At 70.2% G+C, this 17661-nt stretch carries 23 protein-coding genes; 14 read left to right on the forward strand and 9 right to left on the reverse strand.

Annotated features, from left to right (window positions below):
* Positions 1-9 precede the first annotated feature (9 nt).
* Both OHS58_RS41600 and OHS58_RS41605 read left to right on the forward strand, forming a co-directional pair.
* The gene (locus tag OHS58_RS41600; RefSeq protein ID WP_328645958.1) at positions 10-423 is read left to right on the forward strand and encodes a DUF2000 domain-containing protein; all 414 of its coding nucleotides are present in this window, start codon (positions 10-12) and stop codon (positions 421-423) included.
* Between the two features lie 132 nt (positions 424-555).
* Positions 556-1062 carry a hypothetical protein gene (locus OHS58_RS41605; RefSeq protein ID WP_326946110.1) on the forward strand — a complete coding sequence of 169 codons (507 nt, stop codon included), beginning with the start codon at positions 556-558 and terminating at the stop codon, positions 1060-1062.
* Positions 1063-1303: 241 nt separating this feature from the next.
* Here the strand turns inward: OHS58_RS41605 and OHS58_RS41610 are convergent, their stop codons facing one another.
* From OHS58_RS41610 to OHS58_RS41620, 3 genes are read right to left on the reverse strand one after another with little or no spacing between them, the layout of a single operon-like run.
* Positions 1304-1903, reverse strand: coding sequence for a class I SAM-dependent methyltransferase (locus tag OHS58_RS41610; RefSeq protein ID WP_328645959.1), 600 nt, complete (start codon positions 1901-1903; stop codon positions 1304-1306).
* A 10-nt stretch (positions 1904-1913) separates the two neighbouring features.
* On the reverse strand, positions 1914-2294 hold the full coding sequence (locus OHS58_RS41615) for a DUF2203 domain-containing protein (protein ID WP_328645960.1): 381 nt from the start codon (positions 2292-2294) through the stop codon (positions 1914-1916).
* Positions 2295-2319: 25 nt separating this feature from the next.
* The gene (locus OHS58_RS41620; RefSeq protein WP_247060728.1) at positions 2320-2829 is read right to left on the reverse strand and encodes a hypothetical protein; all 510 of its coding nucleotides are present in this window, start codon (positions 2827-2829) and stop codon (positions 2320-2322) included.
* A gap of 258 nt (positions 2830-3087) precedes the next feature.
* On the opposite strand from OHS58_RS41620, the gene OHS58_RS41625 reads away from it, so the two are divergent.
* Together OHS58_RS41625 and OHS58_RS41630 are read left to right on the forward strand one after the other, a co-directional pair.
* Positions 3088-4311, forward strand: coding sequence for an NADP-dependent isocitrate dehydrogenase (locus OHS58_RS41625; RefSeq protein WP_326946114.1), 1224 nt, complete (start codon positions 3088-3090; stop codon positions 4309-4311).
* A 201-nt stretch (positions 4312-4512) separates the two neighbouring features.
* A complete protein-coding gene (locus OHS58_RS41630) occupies positions 4513-4812 on the forward strand; it encodes an SH3 domain-containing protein (RefSeq protein ID WP_326946115.1) in 300 nt (99 codons plus the stop codon).
* A 9-nt stretch (positions 4813-4821) separates the two neighbouring features.
* On the opposite strand, the gene OHS58_RS41635 is transcribed toward OHS58_RS41630, so the two are convergent.
* From OHS58_RS41635 to OHS58_RS41645, 3 genes are all read right to left on the reverse strand, one after another.
* Complete coding sequence (locus OHS58_RS41635) at positions 4822-5370, reverse strand: permease (protein ID WP_326946116.1); 549 nt, start codon at positions 5368-5370, stop codon at positions 4822-4824.
* A gap of 79 nt (positions 5371-5449) precedes the next feature.
* Entirely contained in the window at positions 5450-6034 is a 585-nt protein-coding gene (locus tag OHS58_RS41640; RefSeq protein WP_328645961.1) for a TetR/AcrR family transcriptional regulator, read from the reverse strand.
* A gap of 325 nt (positions 6035-6359) precedes the next feature.
* Positions 6360-7103, reverse strand: a complete 744-nt coding sequence (locus tag OHS58_RS41645; RefSeq protein ID WP_328645962.1) for an MBL fold metallo-hydrolase — start codon at positions 7101-7103, stop codon at positions 6360-6362.
* Between the two features lie 165 nt (positions 7104-7268).
* Here OHS58_RS41645 and OHS58_RS41650 point away from each other — a divergent pair, with 165 nt between their 5' ends.
* Positions 7269-8075, forward strand: coding sequence for an exodeoxyribonuclease III (locus OHS58_RS41650; protein ID WP_328649939.1), 807 nt, complete (start codon positions 7269-7271; stop codon positions 8073-8075).
* On the opposite strand, the gene OHS58_RS41655 is transcribed toward OHS58_RS41650, so the two are convergent.
* The gene (locus OHS58_RS41655) at positions 8072-8545 is read right to left on the reverse strand and encodes a cupin domain-containing protein (RefSeq protein WP_326956000.1); all 474 of its coding nucleotides are present in this window, start codon (positions 8543-8545) and stop codon (positions 8072-8074) included. The genes OHS58_RS41650 and OHS58_RS41655 overlap by 4 nt on opposite strands.
* 65 nt (positions 8546-8610) lie before the next feature.
* Between OHS58_RS41655 and OHS58_RS41660 the strand changes: the two genes are divergently transcribed.
* A complete protein-coding gene (locus OHS58_RS41660) occupies positions 8611-9108 on the forward strand; it encodes a MarR family winged helix-turn-helix transcriptional regulator (protein ID WP_326955999.1) in 498 nt (165 codons plus the stop codon).
* 54 nt (positions 9109-9162) lie between these two features.
* Here OHS58_RS41660 and OHS58_RS41665 read toward each other — a convergent pair whose 3' ends face one another.
* On the reverse strand, positions 9163-9900 hold the full coding sequence (locus OHS58_RS41665) for a chitinase (protein ID WP_326946120.1): 738 nt from the start codon (positions 9898-9900) through the stop codon (positions 9163-9165).
* A 524-nt stretch (positions 9901-10424) separates the two neighbouring features.
* Here OHS58_RS41665 and OHS58_RS41670 point away from each other — a divergent pair.
* Genes OHS58_RS41670 through OHS58_RS41700 form a run of 7 tightly spaced genes read left to right on the forward strand, consistent with a single transcriptional unit; the run spans position 10425 to position 16052 of the window.
* Positions 10425-10784 carry a hypothetical protein gene (locus OHS58_RS41670; RefSeq protein WP_326946121.1) on the forward strand — a complete coding sequence of 120 codons (360 nt, stop codon included), beginning with the start codon at positions 10425-10427 and terminating at the stop codon, positions 10782-10784.
* Positions 10785-10830: 46 nt separating this feature from the next.
* Positions 10831-11862, forward strand: coding sequence for a tryptophan--tRNA ligase (gene trpS / locus OHS58_RS41675; RefSeq protein WP_247060740.1), 1032 nt, complete (start codon positions 10831-10833; stop codon positions 11860-11862).
* The gene (locus OHS58_RS41680) at positions 11859-12377 is read left to right on the forward strand and encodes an ATP-binding protein (RefSeq protein ID WP_328645963.1); all 519 of its coding nucleotides are present in this window, start codon (positions 11859-11861) and stop codon (positions 12375-12377) included. Before trpS ends, OHS58_RS41680 begins: the two co-directional genes overlap by 4 nt.
* Before the next feature lie 45 nt (positions 12378-12422).
* Entirely contained in the window at positions 12423-13436 is a 1014-nt protein-coding gene (yhjD, locus tag OHS58_RS41685) for an inner membrane protein YhjD (protein WP_326946123.1), read from the forward strand.
* 56 nt (positions 13437-13492) lie between these two features.
* On the forward strand, positions 13493-14599 hold the full coding sequence (locus OHS58_RS41690) for an acyl-CoA dehydrogenase family protein (RefSeq protein WP_328645964.1): 1107 nt from the start codon (positions 13493-13495) through the stop codon (positions 14597-14599).
* An 8-nt stretch (positions 14600-14607) separates the two neighbouring features.
* A complete protein-coding gene (locus OHS58_RS41695) occupies positions 14608-15609 on the forward strand; it encodes an NADP-dependent oxidoreductase (RefSeq protein WP_326955995.1) in 1002 nt (333 codons plus the stop codon).
* Positions 15606-16052 (forward strand): winged helix-turn-helix transcriptional regulator, encoded by a 447-nt coding sequence (locus OHS58_RS41700; protein WP_328645965.1) that lies wholly within the window; start codon positions 15606-15608, stop codon positions 16050-16052. Before OHS58_RS41695 ends, OHS58_RS41700 begins: the two co-directional genes overlap by 4 nt.
* Here OHS58_RS41700 and OHS58_RS41705 read toward each other — a convergent pair.
* The gene (locus OHS58_RS41705; protein ID WP_328645966.1) at positions 16049-17296 is read right to left on the reverse strand and encodes a D-alanyl-D-alanine carboxypeptidase family protein; all 1248 of its coding nucleotides are present in this window, start codon (positions 17294-17296) and stop codon (positions 16049-16051) included. The two genes, OHS58_RS41700 and OHS58_RS41705, sit on opposite strands and share 4 nt — an antisense overlap.
* A gap of 43 nt (positions 17297-17339) precedes the next feature.
* Here OHS58_RS41705 and OHS58_RS41710 point away from each other — a divergent pair, with 43 nt between their 5' ends.
* A complete protein-coding gene (locus OHS58_RS41710) occupies positions 17340-17576 on the forward strand; it encodes an SCO4848 family membrane protein (protein WP_247060748.1) in 237 nt (78 codons plus the stop codon).
* The last annotated feature ends 85 nt before the right edge of the window (positions 17577-17661 follow it).

The raw sequence follows: 17661 nt of genomic DNA on the forward strand, positions 1-17661 counted from the left end.
GCTTTTCGCATGAGTTCCTTCGACACGAAGATCGCCGTCCTGCTGCGGGACGACCTGGCGTCCTGGCAACGGCTCAACGTCACGGCGTTCCTGGTCAGCGGCATCGCGCACGTCACGCCCGAGCTGATGGGCGAGCCCTACGAAGACGCCGACGGCACGGCGTACCTGCCGATGTTCGGCCAGCCGGTGCTCGTCTTCTCCGGCAATGGAGACGTCCTGACCGCGGCGCACGGCCGCGCGCTCGGCCGCGGCCTGCGCATCTCGATCTTCACCGACGAGCTGTTCCACACGGGCAACGACGACGACAACCGGGCCGCGGTCCGCGCGGTGCCGGGGGAGAAGCTCGCGCTGGCGGGCCTCGCGGTGCACGGCCCGAAGAACGCCGTCGACAAGATCCTCAAGGGCGCGTCCCTGCACCGGTGAGCGGAACACCGGAAACGGTTGCAAGGCCCGCCGAAAAGTGGCGAACCGCGCAAACCCGGCGCGCGCCGGGCGGCCGGTGCCATCATCGCCATCAGTGCCGCGGGAGGCGGCCCTGACTGGGGAGGTTTGTTGATGAAATCCTTGCTGCGCACCGGTGTTCTCGCCGCATCCACGCTGGCGCTGGGTCTCGCTTTCGTGCCGGTGGCGTCGGCGGATCCGGTGTCGACGGTCGCGTACACCTCGGATGACGGCGCCTGGCCGCTGAAGAGCTTCGCGAACTACAGCGGACCCGGCGACGAGATCCGTGTCTGGGTGAACGAAGGCATCCTGAAGATCGACGTCCAGTCCGGCTTCGAGGACCTGCGGGTCGAGCTGAGCGCGCCGGCGGGCGAGACGCTGCACACCGGGACCTATACGGGAGCACGATTCCGCTGGTCGTCGGACCCGGCCACGGCGAACCCGGGTTTCTTCACGGTGACCGGCGGCTTCGCCTGTGGCGACGACTACGCCGAGTTCACGATCGACCGCCTCGACCGGGCGGCCGACGGCAAGGTGACGGACCTCGACGCGACGTTCGTCCAGCACTGCGGCACCCCGGACGGCCCGGCCACCCACGGCGAGGCGCACTTCCACGCCTGAAGTCCCTGAGGGGCACCCTCAGGGCGCTTAGGTCCCTGAGGGTGCCCCTCACGGCACGAGGCGCTCCAGCGGCGGCAGCGCCCCGGTCGTCAGCCAGGTGACCCAGTCGGCCGGGGCGAACACGCAGTTCCCACACACACGCGGCTCGCGCTCTCGGCGGCTTCCAACCGCAGCGAGACGCGGCTCCCGTCCGTCCTGACCGCCGTCAGACGGCCGTCGGCGAACCGCGTCAGGTCAAGATTCACGGAGCCGTCGCGTGCACCACGAACACACTGCGCGTCCCGACCGCGAACGTCGTCGCCGAGACGTCCACGAACCCCGCGGCCAGTGCCGCCGCCTCGGCTTCGTCCGTCGGGAACGTGAGGTCCCGTGGGACGAACGCCTCGAACTGCCCCGACGGCCGGAACCGCAGGCCCGACACCACCGAGAACGCCAGCCGGCCGCCCGGGCGCAGCACGCGGCGCCAGTCGGCGAAGGCCACCGCGCCCAGGAAGTGCAGCGAGGACGCGCACAGCACGACGTCGGCCGTGTGGTCCTCGGCCGGCATCGGGACCGCCGGGCCGGCCTGCCACGTGATCACCCCCGACGGGTCCTGCGACGGCGCCTTCGCCTCGGCCCGCGCGAGCATCGCCGGCGAGAGGTCCACGGCGAGCACCCGTGAGGGCTTCAGCCGCAACGCCGCGTACGCCGCGAAGCCCGTCCCGCACGCGACGTCGAGGACCAGCTCAGGTCCCTCCGGCAGGGGTAGGACCAGCGCTTCCGCCACCGAAGCGTGGAAGGTGTCTTCGTCGTAGTTCTCGGCTGTGCTGTCGAAGAAATCGGCTCTGGTGTCGTGGTCCACAGCACCCAACCTAGCCGGGCGGACCAGCGGTTTTCAGTCGCCGGCGGCCCGCGAACCCCAGATCCGTGCGGTGGTACCAGCCCAGCTCCGGGTCGCCCTCCAGCCAGCACAGCAGGACGTCGACGCCGTCCAGCTCGGCCGGGAAGTCGACCAGCAGCGGCGCGAAGCCCTTCAGCTCGGCGCCGGTGTGCTGCACCGTCGTCATCAGGTCGTCGAGCCGGGCCTGCGCGGCCTTCCACTCGGGCAGCCCGCCCAGCACCGTCGCCCGGCCACCCGGCCGCAGTGACGCGGCGAGCTCGGCCGCGTCGGCGCGGACGCGCACCAGTTCGTCGAGGACCGGCCGCAGCCGCGCCAGTTCGTCATACGCTTCCGCGACGGTGAACAGTCCCATCCGCCGATTTTGCCATCGGCGCGCGTCAGGCTTCGCGGCGCCGCCGGACCAGCGCGTTGGCCAGCCCGCTGCCGACGAGCAGGAAGCCGACCCCCAGCAGCCCGCCGATGAACAGGAAGTCCATGACGCCGTAGGCGATGTCGCTCTTCGGCATCAGGTTCACCAGCTTGAAGCCCCACTCGGGCACGGCCATCGCGGCGACGCCGGGCAGTACGCCGTAGATCAGCCCGCCCAGGATCGGGCCGGCGGCGGACAGCGCGCCGAGCGCGGCGACGAGCAGCAGCAGGATCGCGCCGCCGGCCAGCAGCGCGATGCCGAGCGGGTCGCGGTTGGTGCTCAGGGTGGCCTGGATCAGCTGCTGCTGCCGCAGCCCGCCCCAGCTCAGCAGACCCAGCGCGACCGGGGTGAGCAGGAGCCCGCCCAGCGCGCTCACCAGGTGGGCGACGCCGCGGCGCGGCCGTTCTTCGAGCACGTCCGGGGTGTCGTCGTAGTCGTCGTATTCGTCTTCGTATTCGGCGTACCGATGGGTCGACATGGCCGTCACCTCCCGCATGATGAGTTCACGGATGGCATCGTGCCCTGGTTCACCCCATCGGCGCGACGATCGCTCGGCGAGCGGTCGGATCGGGTGACCGGCAGGTCGTGCCCGGTGATCCCGGCCACAATCCACGGGTGGAGACTTGATGCCGACCACTACTTGAACCATCCAGCTGCGTCAAGCAGTACGCTTGTACCGCTACCGGCGAGACGTAGAAGAAGAACGCGAAGATCCGCGGAAGGAGCACCGCTGCTCATGGCCAAGATCAAGGTCCAGGGCACCGTCGTCGAACTCGACGGCGATGAGATGACCCGCATTATCTGGCAGTTCATCAAGGACAAGCTGATCCACCCGTACCTGGACGTGAACCTGGACTACTACGACCTGGGTATCGAGGAGCGGGACCGCACCGACGACCAGGTCACCATCGACTCCGCGAACGCCATCAAGAAGCACGGCGTCGGCGTCAAGTGCGCCACGATCACCCCGGACGAAGCGCGCGTCGAAGAGTTCGGCCTCAAGAAGATGTGGCTGTCCCCGAACGGGACCATCCGCAACATCCTCGGTGGCGTGATCTTCCGCGAGCCGATCGTCATCCAGAACATCCCGCGGCTGGTGCCGACGTGGACGAAGCCGATCATCATCGGCCGTCACGCCCACGGCGACCAGTACAAGGCGACCAACTTCAAGGTCCCCGGCCCGGGCACGCTGACCATCAGCTACACCCCGGACGACGGCTCCGAGCCGATGGAGTTCGAGGTCGCGAAGTTCCCCGAGGGCGGCGGCGTCGCCATGGGGATGTACAACTACAAGAAGTCGATCGAGGACTTCGCGCGCGCCTCGCTCCAGTACGGCCTCGACCGCGGCCTGCCGGTGTACCTCTCCACCAAGAACACGATCCTCAAGGCCTACGACGGCCAGTTCAAGGACGTCTTCGAGGAGATCTTCCAGGCCGAGTTCAAGGCCGACTTCGACGCCAAGGGCATCTCCTACGAGCACCGCCTGATCGACGACATGGTCGCCGCGGCGATGAAGTGGGAGGGCGGCTACGTCTGGGCGTGCAAGAACTACGACGGTGACGTCCAGTCCGACACGGTCGCGCAGGGCTTCGGCTCGCTCGGCCTGATGACGTCGGTGCTGCGCACGCCGGACGGCCGGACCGTCGAGGCCGAGGCCGCGCACGGCACGGTCACCCGGCACTACCGCCAGCACCAGCAGGGCAAGCCGACGTCGACGAACCCGATCGCGTCGATCTACGCCTGGACCCGCGGCCTCGAGCACCGCGGCAAGCTGGACGGCAACTCCGAGCTCATCGGCTTCGCCAACAAGCTGGAAGAGGTCGTCGTCGAGACGGTCGAGTCCGGCCAGATGACGAAGGACCTGGCGCTGCTCATCAGCAAGGACCAGCCGTTCCAGACGACCGAGGAGTTCCTCGCGACGCTGGACGACAACCTGGCCAAGAAGATCGCCCAGGGCTGATCGATCGGACGAAAGCCCCCTTCCCGGAATGTCGGGAAGGGGGCTTTTGCGTGGTTCGGCCGAGCACACTGCGTCACCATCGGAGGGCTCTGATTGGCGCCTCCGGGTGGTTACGCCGCCCGGCGCTATTCGTCTGGGTAAAGGATTGCCTACCCTGACGTGCAGGACGGGATTCGTGGTGAAGGAAGGCGTGGTCCTCGTATGTCGAAGAAAACGCTGATCATCGTCGGTGCCATCGTCGCGGTCATCGTCATCTACGCGTTGAACACGAACAAGCAGGCGTCCGCCGGGGCGTCGGCCACCGGCTGCAAGGTCACGGTGATCGCGGACGTCCTCAACGCCCGCGAATCCGCGGACGGCAACGCGAAGGTTGTCGGGAAGTACCTGCGTGACGCCCAGTTCGACGCGCTGCCGGGTGTCCAGAACGGCTTCCGGAAGGTGGCCGACGACAAGTGGGTCGCCGCCGCGTTCACCGAGCCGGTCGCCGGGTCCGCCTGCTGATCGTCCCGGTCAGACGCCCAGGAGGTCGGTGCCGAGGGTGATGACGCCGCACAGCGCGGCGGTCAGCCCCAGCACCCGCGCGCGTTTCGGGTCGCGCTTGGCCGCGGCGCGCCAGTAGAGGCCGATGCCGACCACCAGCATCAGCAGTTCGACGACGGCCGAAACGGCGGGCAGCCGCCAGAGCCCGAAGCCGAACGTCGGCAGGTCGCCCGCGTTGCCGGGCAGGATCGGCAGGTCCGCGCGGTGCACGACGAGGTCGAGCAGCCAGTGCGAGAACACGACGCCGCCGAGGACCAGGCCGGCTTCCCGGCCGAGTCGCCACGCGGCGACGGCGCCGAACAACGCGGCGAGCACGAGCGCGCCGACGAGGGAGTGCGTGTAGTCGGCGTGGATGACGCCGCCGCCGTACCCTTCGCCGTCGATCGTCTCGACGCCGGACAGGTAGAGCGGCACGAACACGACGTCCAGCCACGCGGTGGCGAGCATGAGCGTCCACACGGGAATGGCCGGGCGGCCGGCCTTGACCGCGGCCGCCAGCCCGAAGTGCCCGGCGATCATCGGCGGGCCGCCGTCCAGGGGAAGCGGGCGTCGAGCACACCGAGCCCGACGGTGAACAGGAGCACGGCGATGATGAAGGTCATCGTGGATTCTCTTTCTCTGCATAGGTTTTCAGGCCTTGGACGAGCATGGTCTTGAGGACTTCGAAGCTCTCGTCGACGTCTTCGGGCCGCCCGAAGCCGCCGGAGGCCTCGAGCCCGGCGAAGCCGTGGACGGCGGCGCGAAGACAGCGCGTCGCGTGCACGGCCCGCGCGTGGTCGAAGCCGAAGGGCCGGAGCACGGCGAAGACGACCTCGGCGACGGCGTGGGTCGCGGTGCTCAGTTCGACGTCCCCACGGTCCGGATCGGCGGTGAGCGCCCCGGTCCGGCGCGGGTGTTCCCGCAGGTAGCCGCGATAGCCGTCGGCGAGCGCCCCGACGGCTTGGTCCCCCGCGCGCCCGGTGGCGGCGGTGCGCAGGACGTCGGCCATCTCCTGAACCACCCGCAGATCGACGAGCCGCCGCAGGTCGGCGAGGTTCTTGACGTGCTTGTAGAGCGAGGGCGCGGCCACCCCGGCCCGCTCGGCGACCTTGGCGAGGGTCAGTTCACCGGTCCCGTGCTCGTCGACGAGCACGAGCGCGAGGTCGACGACGGCTTTGGTGGTGAGCCCGGCCCTAGGCGACATGACTCTGGCTACTTGGCATAGCTTTAAAGCTAAGGCTCGTAGCTTATGGCGTCAAGGCGCGTTTTTTGTCGGTGGTGGGTGTTAGAACTGACCCCATCGGAAACCGCAGGTCGGCGAGGGGATTGCCGAGGGAGGAGGGGTTGGCTGGGTGATTGGGTGCGCCACAGCGGCGGCGGCGGCCGCGGAGTCTCCAGGGGGAGTTTCGCGGGCGCATGAGCCGGCTGAGCGGCGGCCGGGAATGGCGGCACACCGAGCTGGGGAGCGCGGGGTGCTCGCGTAGGTCGTCCGGGGGAGGATCGAGCCCGGGGACCGTGCCTGACGGGGGTCAGAGCACGACGGTGAGATCCTCCTCCGCGACCAGCACTTCCCCGTCGAACTCGGCGCCGGCCTCGGCTGCCGCCGCGACTCGGTCGGTGCCCGGCCAGAAATGGGTGAGCAGGAGCCGTCGGGCGCCGGCGGCTGCTGCCCAGTGGCCGGCCTCCGCCGCGGTCAGCAGGAAGCGGGGGCCGTCGGGTGGCGTCCGGTGGGTGGCGTCGCTGACGAGCAGGTCCGCGTCGCGGCCCAGGTCCGCCAGCACCGGCGACGGGCCCGTGTCGCCGGTGTACGCCACCGTCAGCCCGGGCGCGGTGAGCCGCACGCCGAAGCTCGGCAGGTGGTGCGGCAGCGCGAACGTCGTGAGCCGGAACGGTCCGAGCGTCGTCGGCTCGCCGAGGTCGTGCACCTCGAACAGCTCGCTCGGGTCCGGGCGCGGCTCCAGCGCTTCGAGCCGCCGGACGGTGCCGGGCGTGCAGTGCAACGGCAGCCGCGGCCGGCCGGGCGACCGATCCTGGACGGTGAAGTGCCAGGCTCGACCGAGCGCGCTCACATCCGCGCAGTGGTCGGGGTGTTCGTGCGTCACGACGACGGCGTCGGGCAGCCGGTCCCGGCTGTGCGCGAACAACCGCGAGGCGGCGCCGTACCCGAGGTCCAGCACGACGCGGAATCCATCGTGTTCGAGCAGGAACCCGGTGCACGCCCGCCCGGCCTCCGGGAACGCCCCGCAACTGCCGAGCACCGTCAGCCGGCTCATGCCCGCAGTCTGACAGAGCGGTCGTGTCCCTCGCCCTGATTTCGCCGCCCGGAACACGGCGCGCGCCCGAAGGCCGCCATGCCCGCGACCGCCGACGCCGCGTCAGGCCGCGAAACACCGCACACCCGACCCGGCGCCGCAACCACCCGCACCCCGGCCGGTAGCGTGCTGTTCGTGCTGACCGTCTCCACCGTGAACGTCAACGGCCTTCGCGCCGCCGCCAAAAAGGGCTTCGTCGAGTGGCTTGCCGCCACCAAGGCCGACGTTGTCGCCTGCCAGGAGGTGCGTGCCACCGCGGAGCAGCTTCCCGCGGACGTCGTCGACCCCGATGGCTGGTTCGCGGCGCACGCTCCCTCCGCCGCGAAGGGGCGCAACGGTGTCGCCGTCTACAGCCGCGTGGAGCCCGATGCGGTCCGCGTCGGTTTCGGGGAGCCCGAGTTCGAGGACAGCGGGCGGTACCTCGAGGTCCACCTGCCGAAGGTTGTCGTCGCGAGTCTCTACCTGCCCAGCGGGGACGTCGGTACCGAGCGCCAGGACGAAAAGGAACGCTTCATGGCCGCGTTCCTGCCCTACCTCGTCGAGCTGCGGGCCAAGGCCGCCGCGGATGGGCGGGAGGTCGTCGTCGTCGGGGACTGGAACATCGCCTACGACAACGCCGATCTCAAGAACTGGCGCGGCAACCGCAAGAGCTCCGGTTTCCTGCCCGAGGAACGTGAGTGGCTCGGCCGCGTCTACACCGAGGCCGGCTACGCCGACGTCCAGCGGCGCCTCGATCCCGCAGGCCCCGGGCCCTACACCTGGTGGTCCTACCGCGGCCAGGCCTTCGACAACGACTCCGGCTGGCGCATCGACTGCCAGCTCGCCACCCCCGGGCTCGCCGAGAAGGTCGTGTCCGTCGTCGTCGAGCGCGCCGCCGCCTACGACCAGCGCTGGTCCGACCACGCGCCCGTCACCGCCACCTACGACATCTAGGCCGCGCGGGCCGCGCGCCAGGTTTCGCTGTCCACGAAGTGGTTGTCGAACCGCTCCTGCGACGCCAGGATCTCCGCCGGTGACGCCTCGCCGCGCCGGATGCGGTCGATCATCCGGAAGTACTCGAACCGCTCGACGCCGGGCGTGAACACGATCAGCACGTCCGCGCCGGACCGCGAAGACGCGCCGAAGGCGTGCGTCGTGTGCGGCGGCACGAACAGCATGTCGCCCGTCCGCACGGTCACCACCTCATCGTCCTGAAGGACCTCCAGCTCCCCGTCGAGCATGAAGAACATCTCCGCCGACGCCGTGTGGAAGTGCGGCGTCGCGCCGTCGCGCCCGCGGCCCAGCGACGCGCGGTTGGTGCTCAGGTGCCCGTCCGTCCGGGAGACGTCGGCCAGCAGCGTCATCGTGTCGGGCGTGGTGCCGAGCTGCTCGGCTTCGTCGTGGCGTACCAGCAAGGTTGTCATGCCGGAGATGGTTCCACGGCTGATAGTTCGCTGTCAAACTATCTGGGAGCGAATAGACTGCCCGCGTGACTGACGAAGACGCCGTCGACGCCGTGGTGTCGGCGTGGGCCCGCGAACGGCCCGAACTCGACCTGACCGCCATCGGCGTCGCCGGCCGGCTCAGCCGGCTGAGCCTCGTGCTCGGCCCGGCGCAGGAGCGCGTCTTCGGCAAGTTCGGCCTGCAACGCGGGGAGTTCGACGTCCTGGCCGCGCTGCGCCGCTCCGGGAAGCCCTACACCCTGATCCCGTCGGAGCTGTCCGCGACGCTGATGATGTCCCGCGCCGGCATGACGAGCCGCCTCGACCGGCTCGAAGCCGCCGGATTCGTCGAGCGCACGCTCGACCCGAACGACCGCCGCAGTTTCCGCATCCGCCTGACGGACAAAGGTTTCGAGGTCGTCGACGCGGCGATGACCGAGCACACCGCGAACGTCACCGAGCTGCTCTCTTCGTTGCGGGGCAAGGAACTCGGCCTGCTCGACGACGTCCTGCGCAAGCTGCTGCGGGAGTACGACACCCCGTGAACGCGAACAGGGCCTCCCCGCGGGGGAAGGCCCTGTTCGCCGCGCCGGAGGAGGTCAGCAGGACAGGTTGTCACCCGTCGGCACGCCGAGGATCCCGGTGATCTGCGTGTACTTGTCGACCCGGCTCTGGACCTGCGCCGGGTTGCCGCCGTTGCACTCGATGGACCCGTTGATGCTGCGGATGGTCTCGCCGAAGCCGCGCTGGTTCACCATCGCGTCGTGCGGCGTCATCGTGCCCGGGCCGGTCTGCGTGTTCCAGTACCAGAGGCCGGTCTTCCACGCGACGGCCGCGTCCTGTTCGACCAGGTACGGGTTGTTCAGCAGGTCGATGCCGAGCGAGTCGCCCGCGGCCTTGTAGTTGAAGTTCCAGCTCAGCTGGATCGGGCCGCGGCCGTAGTAGGCCGCGGTGCCCGCCGGGCAGCCGTAGGACTGGCTGGTGTCGCAGTAGTGCGGGTAGTTCGCGGTGTTCTGCTCGACGACGTAGACGAGACCGCCGGTCTCGTGGTTGACGTTGGCCAGGAACGCGGCCGCTTCCTGCTTCTTCACGGTGTCGTCACCGGTGTTCGCGAAGCCGGGGTACGCGTCGAGCGCCGCCGTCAGGCCGCTGTAGGTGTAGAAGCTGTTGCGGCCCGGGAAGATCTGGTCGAACTGGGCCTCGCTGACCACGAACGCGGCGTCCGAAGTGGCCGGTGCGGCGGACGCGGTCGCGGTGGGGAGCACGACGGCCGCGGCGGTGGCGGCGAGTGCGCTCACCGCCACTCCGGCGAGCTTCAGGAACCGTGGGATCGACATGCTGGGACTCCTCTGGTCATGCCGGTCGTGCGCGGTCCGACCAAGCTGGCGGATTTCGGGGGCCCGGGTGGCGGAGCCCCCGGCCCGGGGCGGAGCCCCGGTTGTCACAGAATTTCTTTCGGAGTTACGTGAAGAGGTATAGACCAATCACCATCGAGTGAAACGGGGTCGGGGCGAAGAGGCCGCGATCGGAGCAGTGTGAACTGCGACAAACGGCAGAACGTGAGGTGATGTTGCGATGAACGGGTGACCAACGGCCGGACAACGATCGGTCAGCTTCTACTCTGGGTATGAGCGTTCCGTCTTCCGCAACACCGTTCGGGTGATCGCTGTGAACCCTGGGGGTGCCCGGATCGTGGTACGAGATGGGCGCTAGTCTCGGCCCCCGAGTCGAGCGGGTCTTCAGGCCTTGACACGCTCGGTAGTTTTTTGACCAGTAGCACGCAGCGTCTCACTCATTTGGGTGAGCGTTTCGCTCGTCACTCGCGGGAGGCACTCCGGTGCGCAACCCAGGTCATCTCCTGATGCGGTCCACGCTGCGCGGGTTCCGCGCCGTCGCGGTCCTCGCCCTCGTCCCGGCCGGCCTGTTGGCCGCCGGTGGGGTCGCGCTGGCCGACGTCACGACCGCGCAGGCCGACACCAACACCGACAGCTTCGGTGTGCTGGGCCCGGTCGGCCTGGTCGCCGTCGCGCTCGGCATCGTCGGCATGACGCTGGGTGTGCTGCGCCAGCGCCGCAAGACCCGCTCCACCGCCGAGATCGTCGAGGCCGTTCCGGTCGTCCCGGAGGTCACGGGTCCGGTGACGGCGCTGGCGGAGGCCGTCCTGTCCGAGCCCGACACCGGTCCGACGCGCCCGTTCCTGGCCCCGCACCCGCACGCCTGAGGCCCCTCGACGCCGTCGGCGCGTCGCGGCCTGAAAGAATTCCAGTGTGTCCGAAGAGCAGATCGCAGCCGCCCGCCGTCCGCGGGTCCTGTCCGGGATCCAGCCGACCGCCGACTCGTTCCACCTCGGCAACTACCTCGGCGCGCTGCGCCAGTGGGTGCGGCTGCAGGACACGCACGAGCCGTTCTACTGCGTGGTCGACCTGCACGCGATCACCGTCGAGCAGGACCCGAAGGTGCTGCGCCAGCGCACCCGCGTCTCGGCCGCGCAGCTGCTCGCCATCGGCATCGACCCGCAGCGCAGCGCCCTGTTCGTGCAGAGCCACGTGCCGGAGCACGCCCAGCTGAGCTGGGTCATGGAGTGCCAGACCGGGTTCGGCGAGGCCGGCCGGATGACGCAGTTCAAGGACAAGTCCGCGAAGCAGGGCTCCGACCGCTCCAGCGTCGGCCTGTTCACCTACCCGATCCTGCAGGCCGCGGACATCCTGCTCTACCAGGCGGACGCGGTCCCGGTCGGCGAGGACCAGCGCCAGCACCTGGAGCTGACGCGCGACCTCGCGCAGCGCTTCAACAACCGGCTGGGCAAGACGTTCGTCGTGCCCGAGCCGTACATCATCAAGGACACGGCCAAGATCTACGACCTGCAGGACCCGACGAGCAAGATGAGCAAGTCGGCGTCCGCCGCGAACGGTCTCGTCGAGCTGCTCGAAGACCCGAAGCGCTCGGCGAAGAAGATCCGCTCGGCGGTCACCGACACCGGCCGCGAGGTCGTGTTCGACGCCGAGAACAAGGCGGGTGTCTCGAACCTGCTGACGATCTTCTCGGCGCTCGCCGAGCGCACGATCCCGGACCTCGAAGCCGCTTACGAGGGCAAGGGTTACGGCGACCTGAAGAAGGACCTCGGCGAGGTCTTCGTCGAGTGGGTGACGCCGATCCAGGACCGGGTCAAGTCCTATTTGGACGATGTGACCGAGCTGGACAAGGTCCTCGCCGCGGGCGCGGAACGCGCTCGTGAGGTGGCCTCGAAGACGCTGGCCAAGACGTACCAGCGGATCGGGTTCCTGCCGCCGGTGCGGTGAAGCTCATCCTGCTCAACGGCCCGCCGGGCAGCGGCAAGTCGACGCTCGCCCGGCGCTACGCCGACGACCACCCGCCGGCGCTGGCCCTGGACGTCGACCGCGTCCGCGCGCTGATCGGCGGCTGGCGCGAGTCGCCGGGTCCGGCGGGTCTGCTGGCCCGGGACCTCGCGGTAGCCGCCGCCCGGACACACCTCGCCGCCGGTCACGACGTCGTCGTGCCGCAGCTGCTGGCCCGGCCGGAGTTCGCCGAACGCCTCGAAGCGCTGGCCCGCCAGACGGGTGCGAGGTTCCACGAGATCCTGCTGCTGCCCGGTCGCGACGAGGTCGTGCGAAGAGTCGCCGAGCGGGGCTCGTCGGAGATCGAGTCGGCCGCCCGTCTCACCGAGCGGCAGGTGAGCGCCGCGTACGACGCCGTGATCGAGTTCTGCGCGCAGCGGCCCGGAATCACGGTCGTCCCGGCGGCCGCCGGTGATCAAGATCGGACCTACCAGGCCCTTCTCGCCTCCCTCACGTAGGCCGCTCGCGTTGCGGGAGTCACCCGGCGTGGTTAGCGTTTCACGGTGGCGAACGAAGAAACGAAGGAAAAGCTCCTGCCGCGGCTGCGGCGGAAGTACCCGTGGCTCGATCACCTGATCCGGGCGAACGAGGCCTTCAGCGAGCGGTACGGCAACCACTACGCGGCCGCCATCACCTACTTCAGCGTCCTGTCGGTGTTCCCGCTGTTCATGGTGGCGTTCGCCGTGGTCGGGCTGGTCGTCAACCACGACCAGACGATCATCACGAAGATCACCGACGGCATCAACAGCTCCGTGCCGGACGGCCTCAAGGAGCTCGTCAACGGCATCGTCAAGGGCGCGCTGGATTCCGGCGGCGGGATCGGGATCTTCGGCCTGCTCATCGCCCTCTACTCCGGCATCGGCTGGATGTCGAACCTGCGCGACGCGCTCACCGCGCAGTGGGGCCAGGAGAAGCAGTCGCAGCCGGTCGTCAAGCAGACGCTCAAGGACCTGGTCGCGCTCATCGGCCTCGGGGTCGCGCTCATCGTCTCGTTCGCGCTGACCGCGGTCGGCGGCGGTGTCGGGCAGTTCCTGCTCGACCTCGTCGGGCTCGAACACCAGACCTGGGCGATCTACCTGCTGCGGGCCGCGACGATCGTGCTCGGCCTGGCCGCCAACACCCTCGTGTTCCTCTGGGTGATCGCGCGGCTGCCGCGGGAGCAGGTCGCGCTGCGCAGCGCCGTCAAGGGCGCCGTGGTCGCCGCCATCGGGTTCGTCATCCTGCAGCAGGTCGGCTCGATCTACCTGGCGAGCGTCACGAAGTCGCCGTCGGCCGCGCTGTTCGGGCCGGTCATCGGGCTGCTCGTGTTCGCGAACCTCGTCTCGCGCTTCCTCCTGCTCATCACGGCGTGGACGGCGACGGCGAAGGAGAACCAGCACAAGATCGTCCAGCCGCCGGCGCCGGTGCGGCTCGAGCAGAGCGTCACCGTGCAGCGCGGGCCGGGGCTCGGCACCGTCGCGGGGGCGTTCGGCGCCGGGGCGCTGCTCGCGTGGCTGGGCGGCCGTCGCAAGTCTTGACAGCGACCCGTGCGGTAAAGAAACTGAACCGGTAAGAATTCTGAACCGGAGGTTTCATGCTGGACGCCGCCCGCGAGTGCGCCGCGCTCGCCAAGACGCTCGCGCCGGTAACCGAGCGGCAGCGCGCGCTGCCGGCCGAGCTGGTCGCGAAGCTGACCGACGGCGGGCTCCTGCGCAGCGGCGTCCCCGGTCACCTCGGCGGCCCCGAAGCGCCGCCCGCCGTCAGCCTGGAGACGGCGGAGACGGTCGCGCGCGGTGACGCGTCGGCCGGCTGGTGCGTCTCGATCGCCGTGACGAGCAGCCTGCTCTCGGCCTACGCGCCGCGGAAGTGCGCCGAGGAGGTCTTCGGCGACCCCCGGACGGTCGCCGCGGGCGTCTGGGCGCCGCGCGGGACCGGCCGAAGAGTCGACGGCGGGTACGTCGTCTCCGGCCGCTGGCCGTTCTGCAGCGGAATCCCGCACTGCGACTGGCTTTTCGCGGGTTTTGTGCACGAGAGCGCGCTGTACGTCGCCGCGTTGCCGAAGACCGAGATCGAAGTGCTCGACACCTGGCACACCAACGGCCTGCGGGGCACCGGCAGCCACGACTGCGTGGCCGACGACCTGTTCGTCCCGGAGCACCGCGTCTTCTCGGTGCTGGGCGGCCCGCCGGAGGAAGCCGTTGCGCTGCACCGGTTCCCGCTCTTCGGTTTCTTCGCGCTGTCCGTCGCCGCGGCCGCGCTGGGCAACGCGCGCGGCGCGATCGACGACCTGGTCGAGCTGGCTTCGACGCGCAAGCCGCTCGGCTCCAGCCGGTCGCTGGCCGAGCGGTCGCAGACCCAGGCCGCCGTCGCGGAGGCGGAAGCCGCCCTGCGCGCGGCGCGATTGTTGTTCTACACCGGCATCGACGACGCCTGGCAGGCCGCGCAGGGCACCGACCCGGTCCCGGACCGGCTCAAGCTCGGCCTCAGACTCGCCGCGACGCACACCACGCTCACGGCCGCGAAGGTCGCCGACAGCATGTACGACCTCGCCGGCGGCGCGGCGATCTACGAGACGTCACCGCTGCAACGCCGGTTCCGCGACGCGCACACGGCCACCGCGCACTTCCAGGTCAACCCGGCCAGCTTCGAGCTGTCCGGCAAGCTGCTGCTGGGCGTGCCGGCCCGCACCGAACAGTTCTGAGGAGCCCCGTGCCCGTCAACGCCCAGTACCGCCTCGCCGCCCGGCCGTCCGGCCTGCCGAAGGACGACGACTGGCAGTACACCGAGGACGCCGTCCCGTCGCCCGGTGACGGCCGGTTCCTCGTCGAGGTCCAGTACCTGTCGCTCGACCCGGCCATGCGCACCTGGATGAACCCGGGCCGCTCGTACGTGCCGCCGGTCGGGATCGGCGAGGTCATGCGCGCCGCCGGGATCGGCACGGTCGTCGAGTCGAACCACGCCGGGTTCAAGCCCGGGCAGAGCGTGTTCGGCACGTTCGGCGTGCAGAACTTCGCCGTCTCGGACGGCCAGGGCGTCCAGGTCGTCGACACGTCCCTCGCCCCGGCGCCGACGTTCCTCGGGACGCTCGGGATCAGCGGCATCACCGCGTACTTCGGGCTCTTCGACGTCGGCCGCCCGGAGCCGGGCCAGACCGTCGTGGTGTCGGCGGCGGCCGGGTCGGTCGGCATCGTCACCGGCCAGCTGGCGAAGATCCACGGCTGCCGCGTCGTCGGCATCGCGGGTGGCCCGGACAAGTGCCGCACGCTGGTCGAGGAGTACGGCTTCGACGCCGCCGTCGACCACCGCGCCGGGAACCTCCGCGCGGACCTGAAGGAGCACGCGCCCGACGGGATCGACGTCTTCTTCGACAACGTCGGCGGCGCCGTCCTCGAAGCGGCCCTCGCCCGGCTCGCGCGCGGCGCCCGGATCGTGCTGAGCGGCGCGGTTTCGCAGTACAACAGCACCGAAGGCCCGCGCGGCCCGGCCAACTACATGCAGCTGCTGGTGCAGCGCGCGTCCATGACCGGCTTCGTCTTCTCCGACTACGCCGACCGGTACCCCGAGGCGATCGAAGCGCTGGCGGGTTGGGTGCGCGAGGGCAAGCTGAAGACGCGCGAAGACGTCGTCACGGGCGGGATCGCGAAGTTCCCGGAGACGCTGCTCAAGCTGTTCCGCGGCGAGAACACCGGCAAGCTGGTGCTGGCGCTGTGACCGACCTCCGGCACCGGTTCACGGCGGACTCGGTCGGCCGGGCGCTCGACCTGGTCGGGGAGCGGTGGAGCCTGCTCATCCTGCGCGAGTCGTTCTTCGGCGTCCGGCGCTACGGCGAGTTCGCGCGCAACCTGTCCATCCCGCGGCCGACGTTGTCCGCGCGGCTCAAGACGATGGCCGAGGCGGGTGTGCTGGAGCGCGTCGAGGAAGTTCCGGACCGGCCGGAGTACCACCTGACGCAGGCCGGCCGTGACCTCTTCGGCGCCGTCGTCACGCTCATGCAGTGGGGCGACAAGCACCTCGCCGGGCCGGACGGGCCGCCGATCCTGTTGCGGCACAACGACTGCGGCGAGATCGCCGAGACGTACGTCGCCTGCGGGCACTGCGGCGGCGCGATCGCCACCGACAAGGTGACCCCGGAGCCCGGGCCCGCGTTCCGCTAGCTCCCCGCGGCCTTCTTGCGCTGGTGCCCGACCACGAACGCGCCGACGATGATCAGGAACACCACCAGCGTGATGATCCAGCCGGTGACGCCGAACGGGTCGTCCTTGGCGGCCGCCGAAGTGGACGTCCCGCTGTTGGTCGCGGTGCTGCCGTCGGGCAGGATCGACGGCTCGCCGCTCTCGGGCGTCGCGGGCGGCTGGTAGGTGATCCGGCCGACCGGCTCGGCGTGGTCGGCCTCCAGCGCGAAGCCGTAGTCGAGCAGCTTGCCCGCCTGGTCGACGACCTTGGTCGGCTTCTGTTCGGCGCGCAGCATGACGACGGCGAGCCGCTTGCCCTGCTGCTGCGCCGCGCCGACGTAGGTGTGGCGGGCGTCGTCGGTGAATCCGGTCTTGCCGCCGAGGAAGCCCGGGTAGACGCCGAGCAGCTTGTTGTCGTTGTACACCGGGATGGCCGGCTTGCCGCCGGCCGGCGGGATCTCGAAGTCCTTGGTCGCGACGGCCTTCGCGAACTCCGGCTGCTTCATCGCGTAGTGGAAGATCAGGCTCAGGTCGTAGGCCGAGGTCGACATGCCCGGCCCGTCGAGCCCCGACGGCGTCGCGGCGCGGGTGTCGAGGGCGCCGATGCGGACGGCCATCGCGTTCATCTTCGTGACGGTGGAGTCGACCCCGCCGAGCGCCGTGGCGAACGCGTGCGCGACGTCGTTGCCCGAGTGCATCAGCAGGCCGTGGAGCAGCTGGTCGACGGTGTAGCCGCCGCCGGCGACGATGCCGACGCAGGTGCACTCCTGCTCGGCGTCCTCCTTCGTCGCGACGAGCACCTGCTCGGGCTTGAGCTGGGTGACGACGACGAGCGCGAGCAGCGTCTTGATCAGCGACGCCGGCCGCTGCCGGGCGTGCGGGTCCTTCGCCGCGATGATCGCGCCGGTGTCGAGGTCCTGCAGCACCCAGGACGCGGCGGTGTTGCCGTCCGGCGGGTTGAGCGCGCCGTCCGGGGTGACGAGGCCGCACTCGGCCAGCCGCGGGCCGCCGACGGGCACGCTGGGCACCGGCAGCGCCGCGGGCGCCGCCCGGCCCGGCGCGGGCCGCTCCGACGTGTCGACCGCGGGCGGCGGCGCTTGGTGGTTCGCGCACTGCGCTCCTTGCGGCGGCGCGGCGGCCGCGAGGACCGGCGTGCCCATGGCCAGGAGACCGGCGGTGAGCGTCGTCGTGAAGACCTTGAGCGACCGGGAGGCGACGGAGTGCACCCACGCAATCTAGCGTCGCCGCGGCCCGCGCATACTCAGGGGCATGCGGATTTCCAAGCGCACCTCGCTGTTCCTGCTGGCCTTCGGCGTGTGGTCGTGGATCATCTGGATCACCTTCGCCAAGAACCTCTGGGCGAGCGACCAGTCCTGGACGCCGGACGGCTCGCCGACCGCGTACTTCGTCGTGCACGCCGTGCTGACGGTCGTGTCGTTCGTGCTGGGCACGCTCATCGGGGTGCTGGGCTGGCGCGGCGTGCGTGCGGCTCGCGTCGCCTCCTGACTGTCGCCTCCTGACTGTCGCCTCCTGACTTTGGTCGGTGGCGCCCGGTTGCCCCTCGGTTTAGGTTGACGCCACCGAACATGGA

This window comes from Amycolatopsis sp. NBC_00348, from assembly GCF_036114655.1.
Taxonomy (GTDB): domain Bacteria; phylum Actinomycetota; class Actinomycetes; order Mycobacteriales; family Pseudonocardiaceae; genus Amycolatopsis.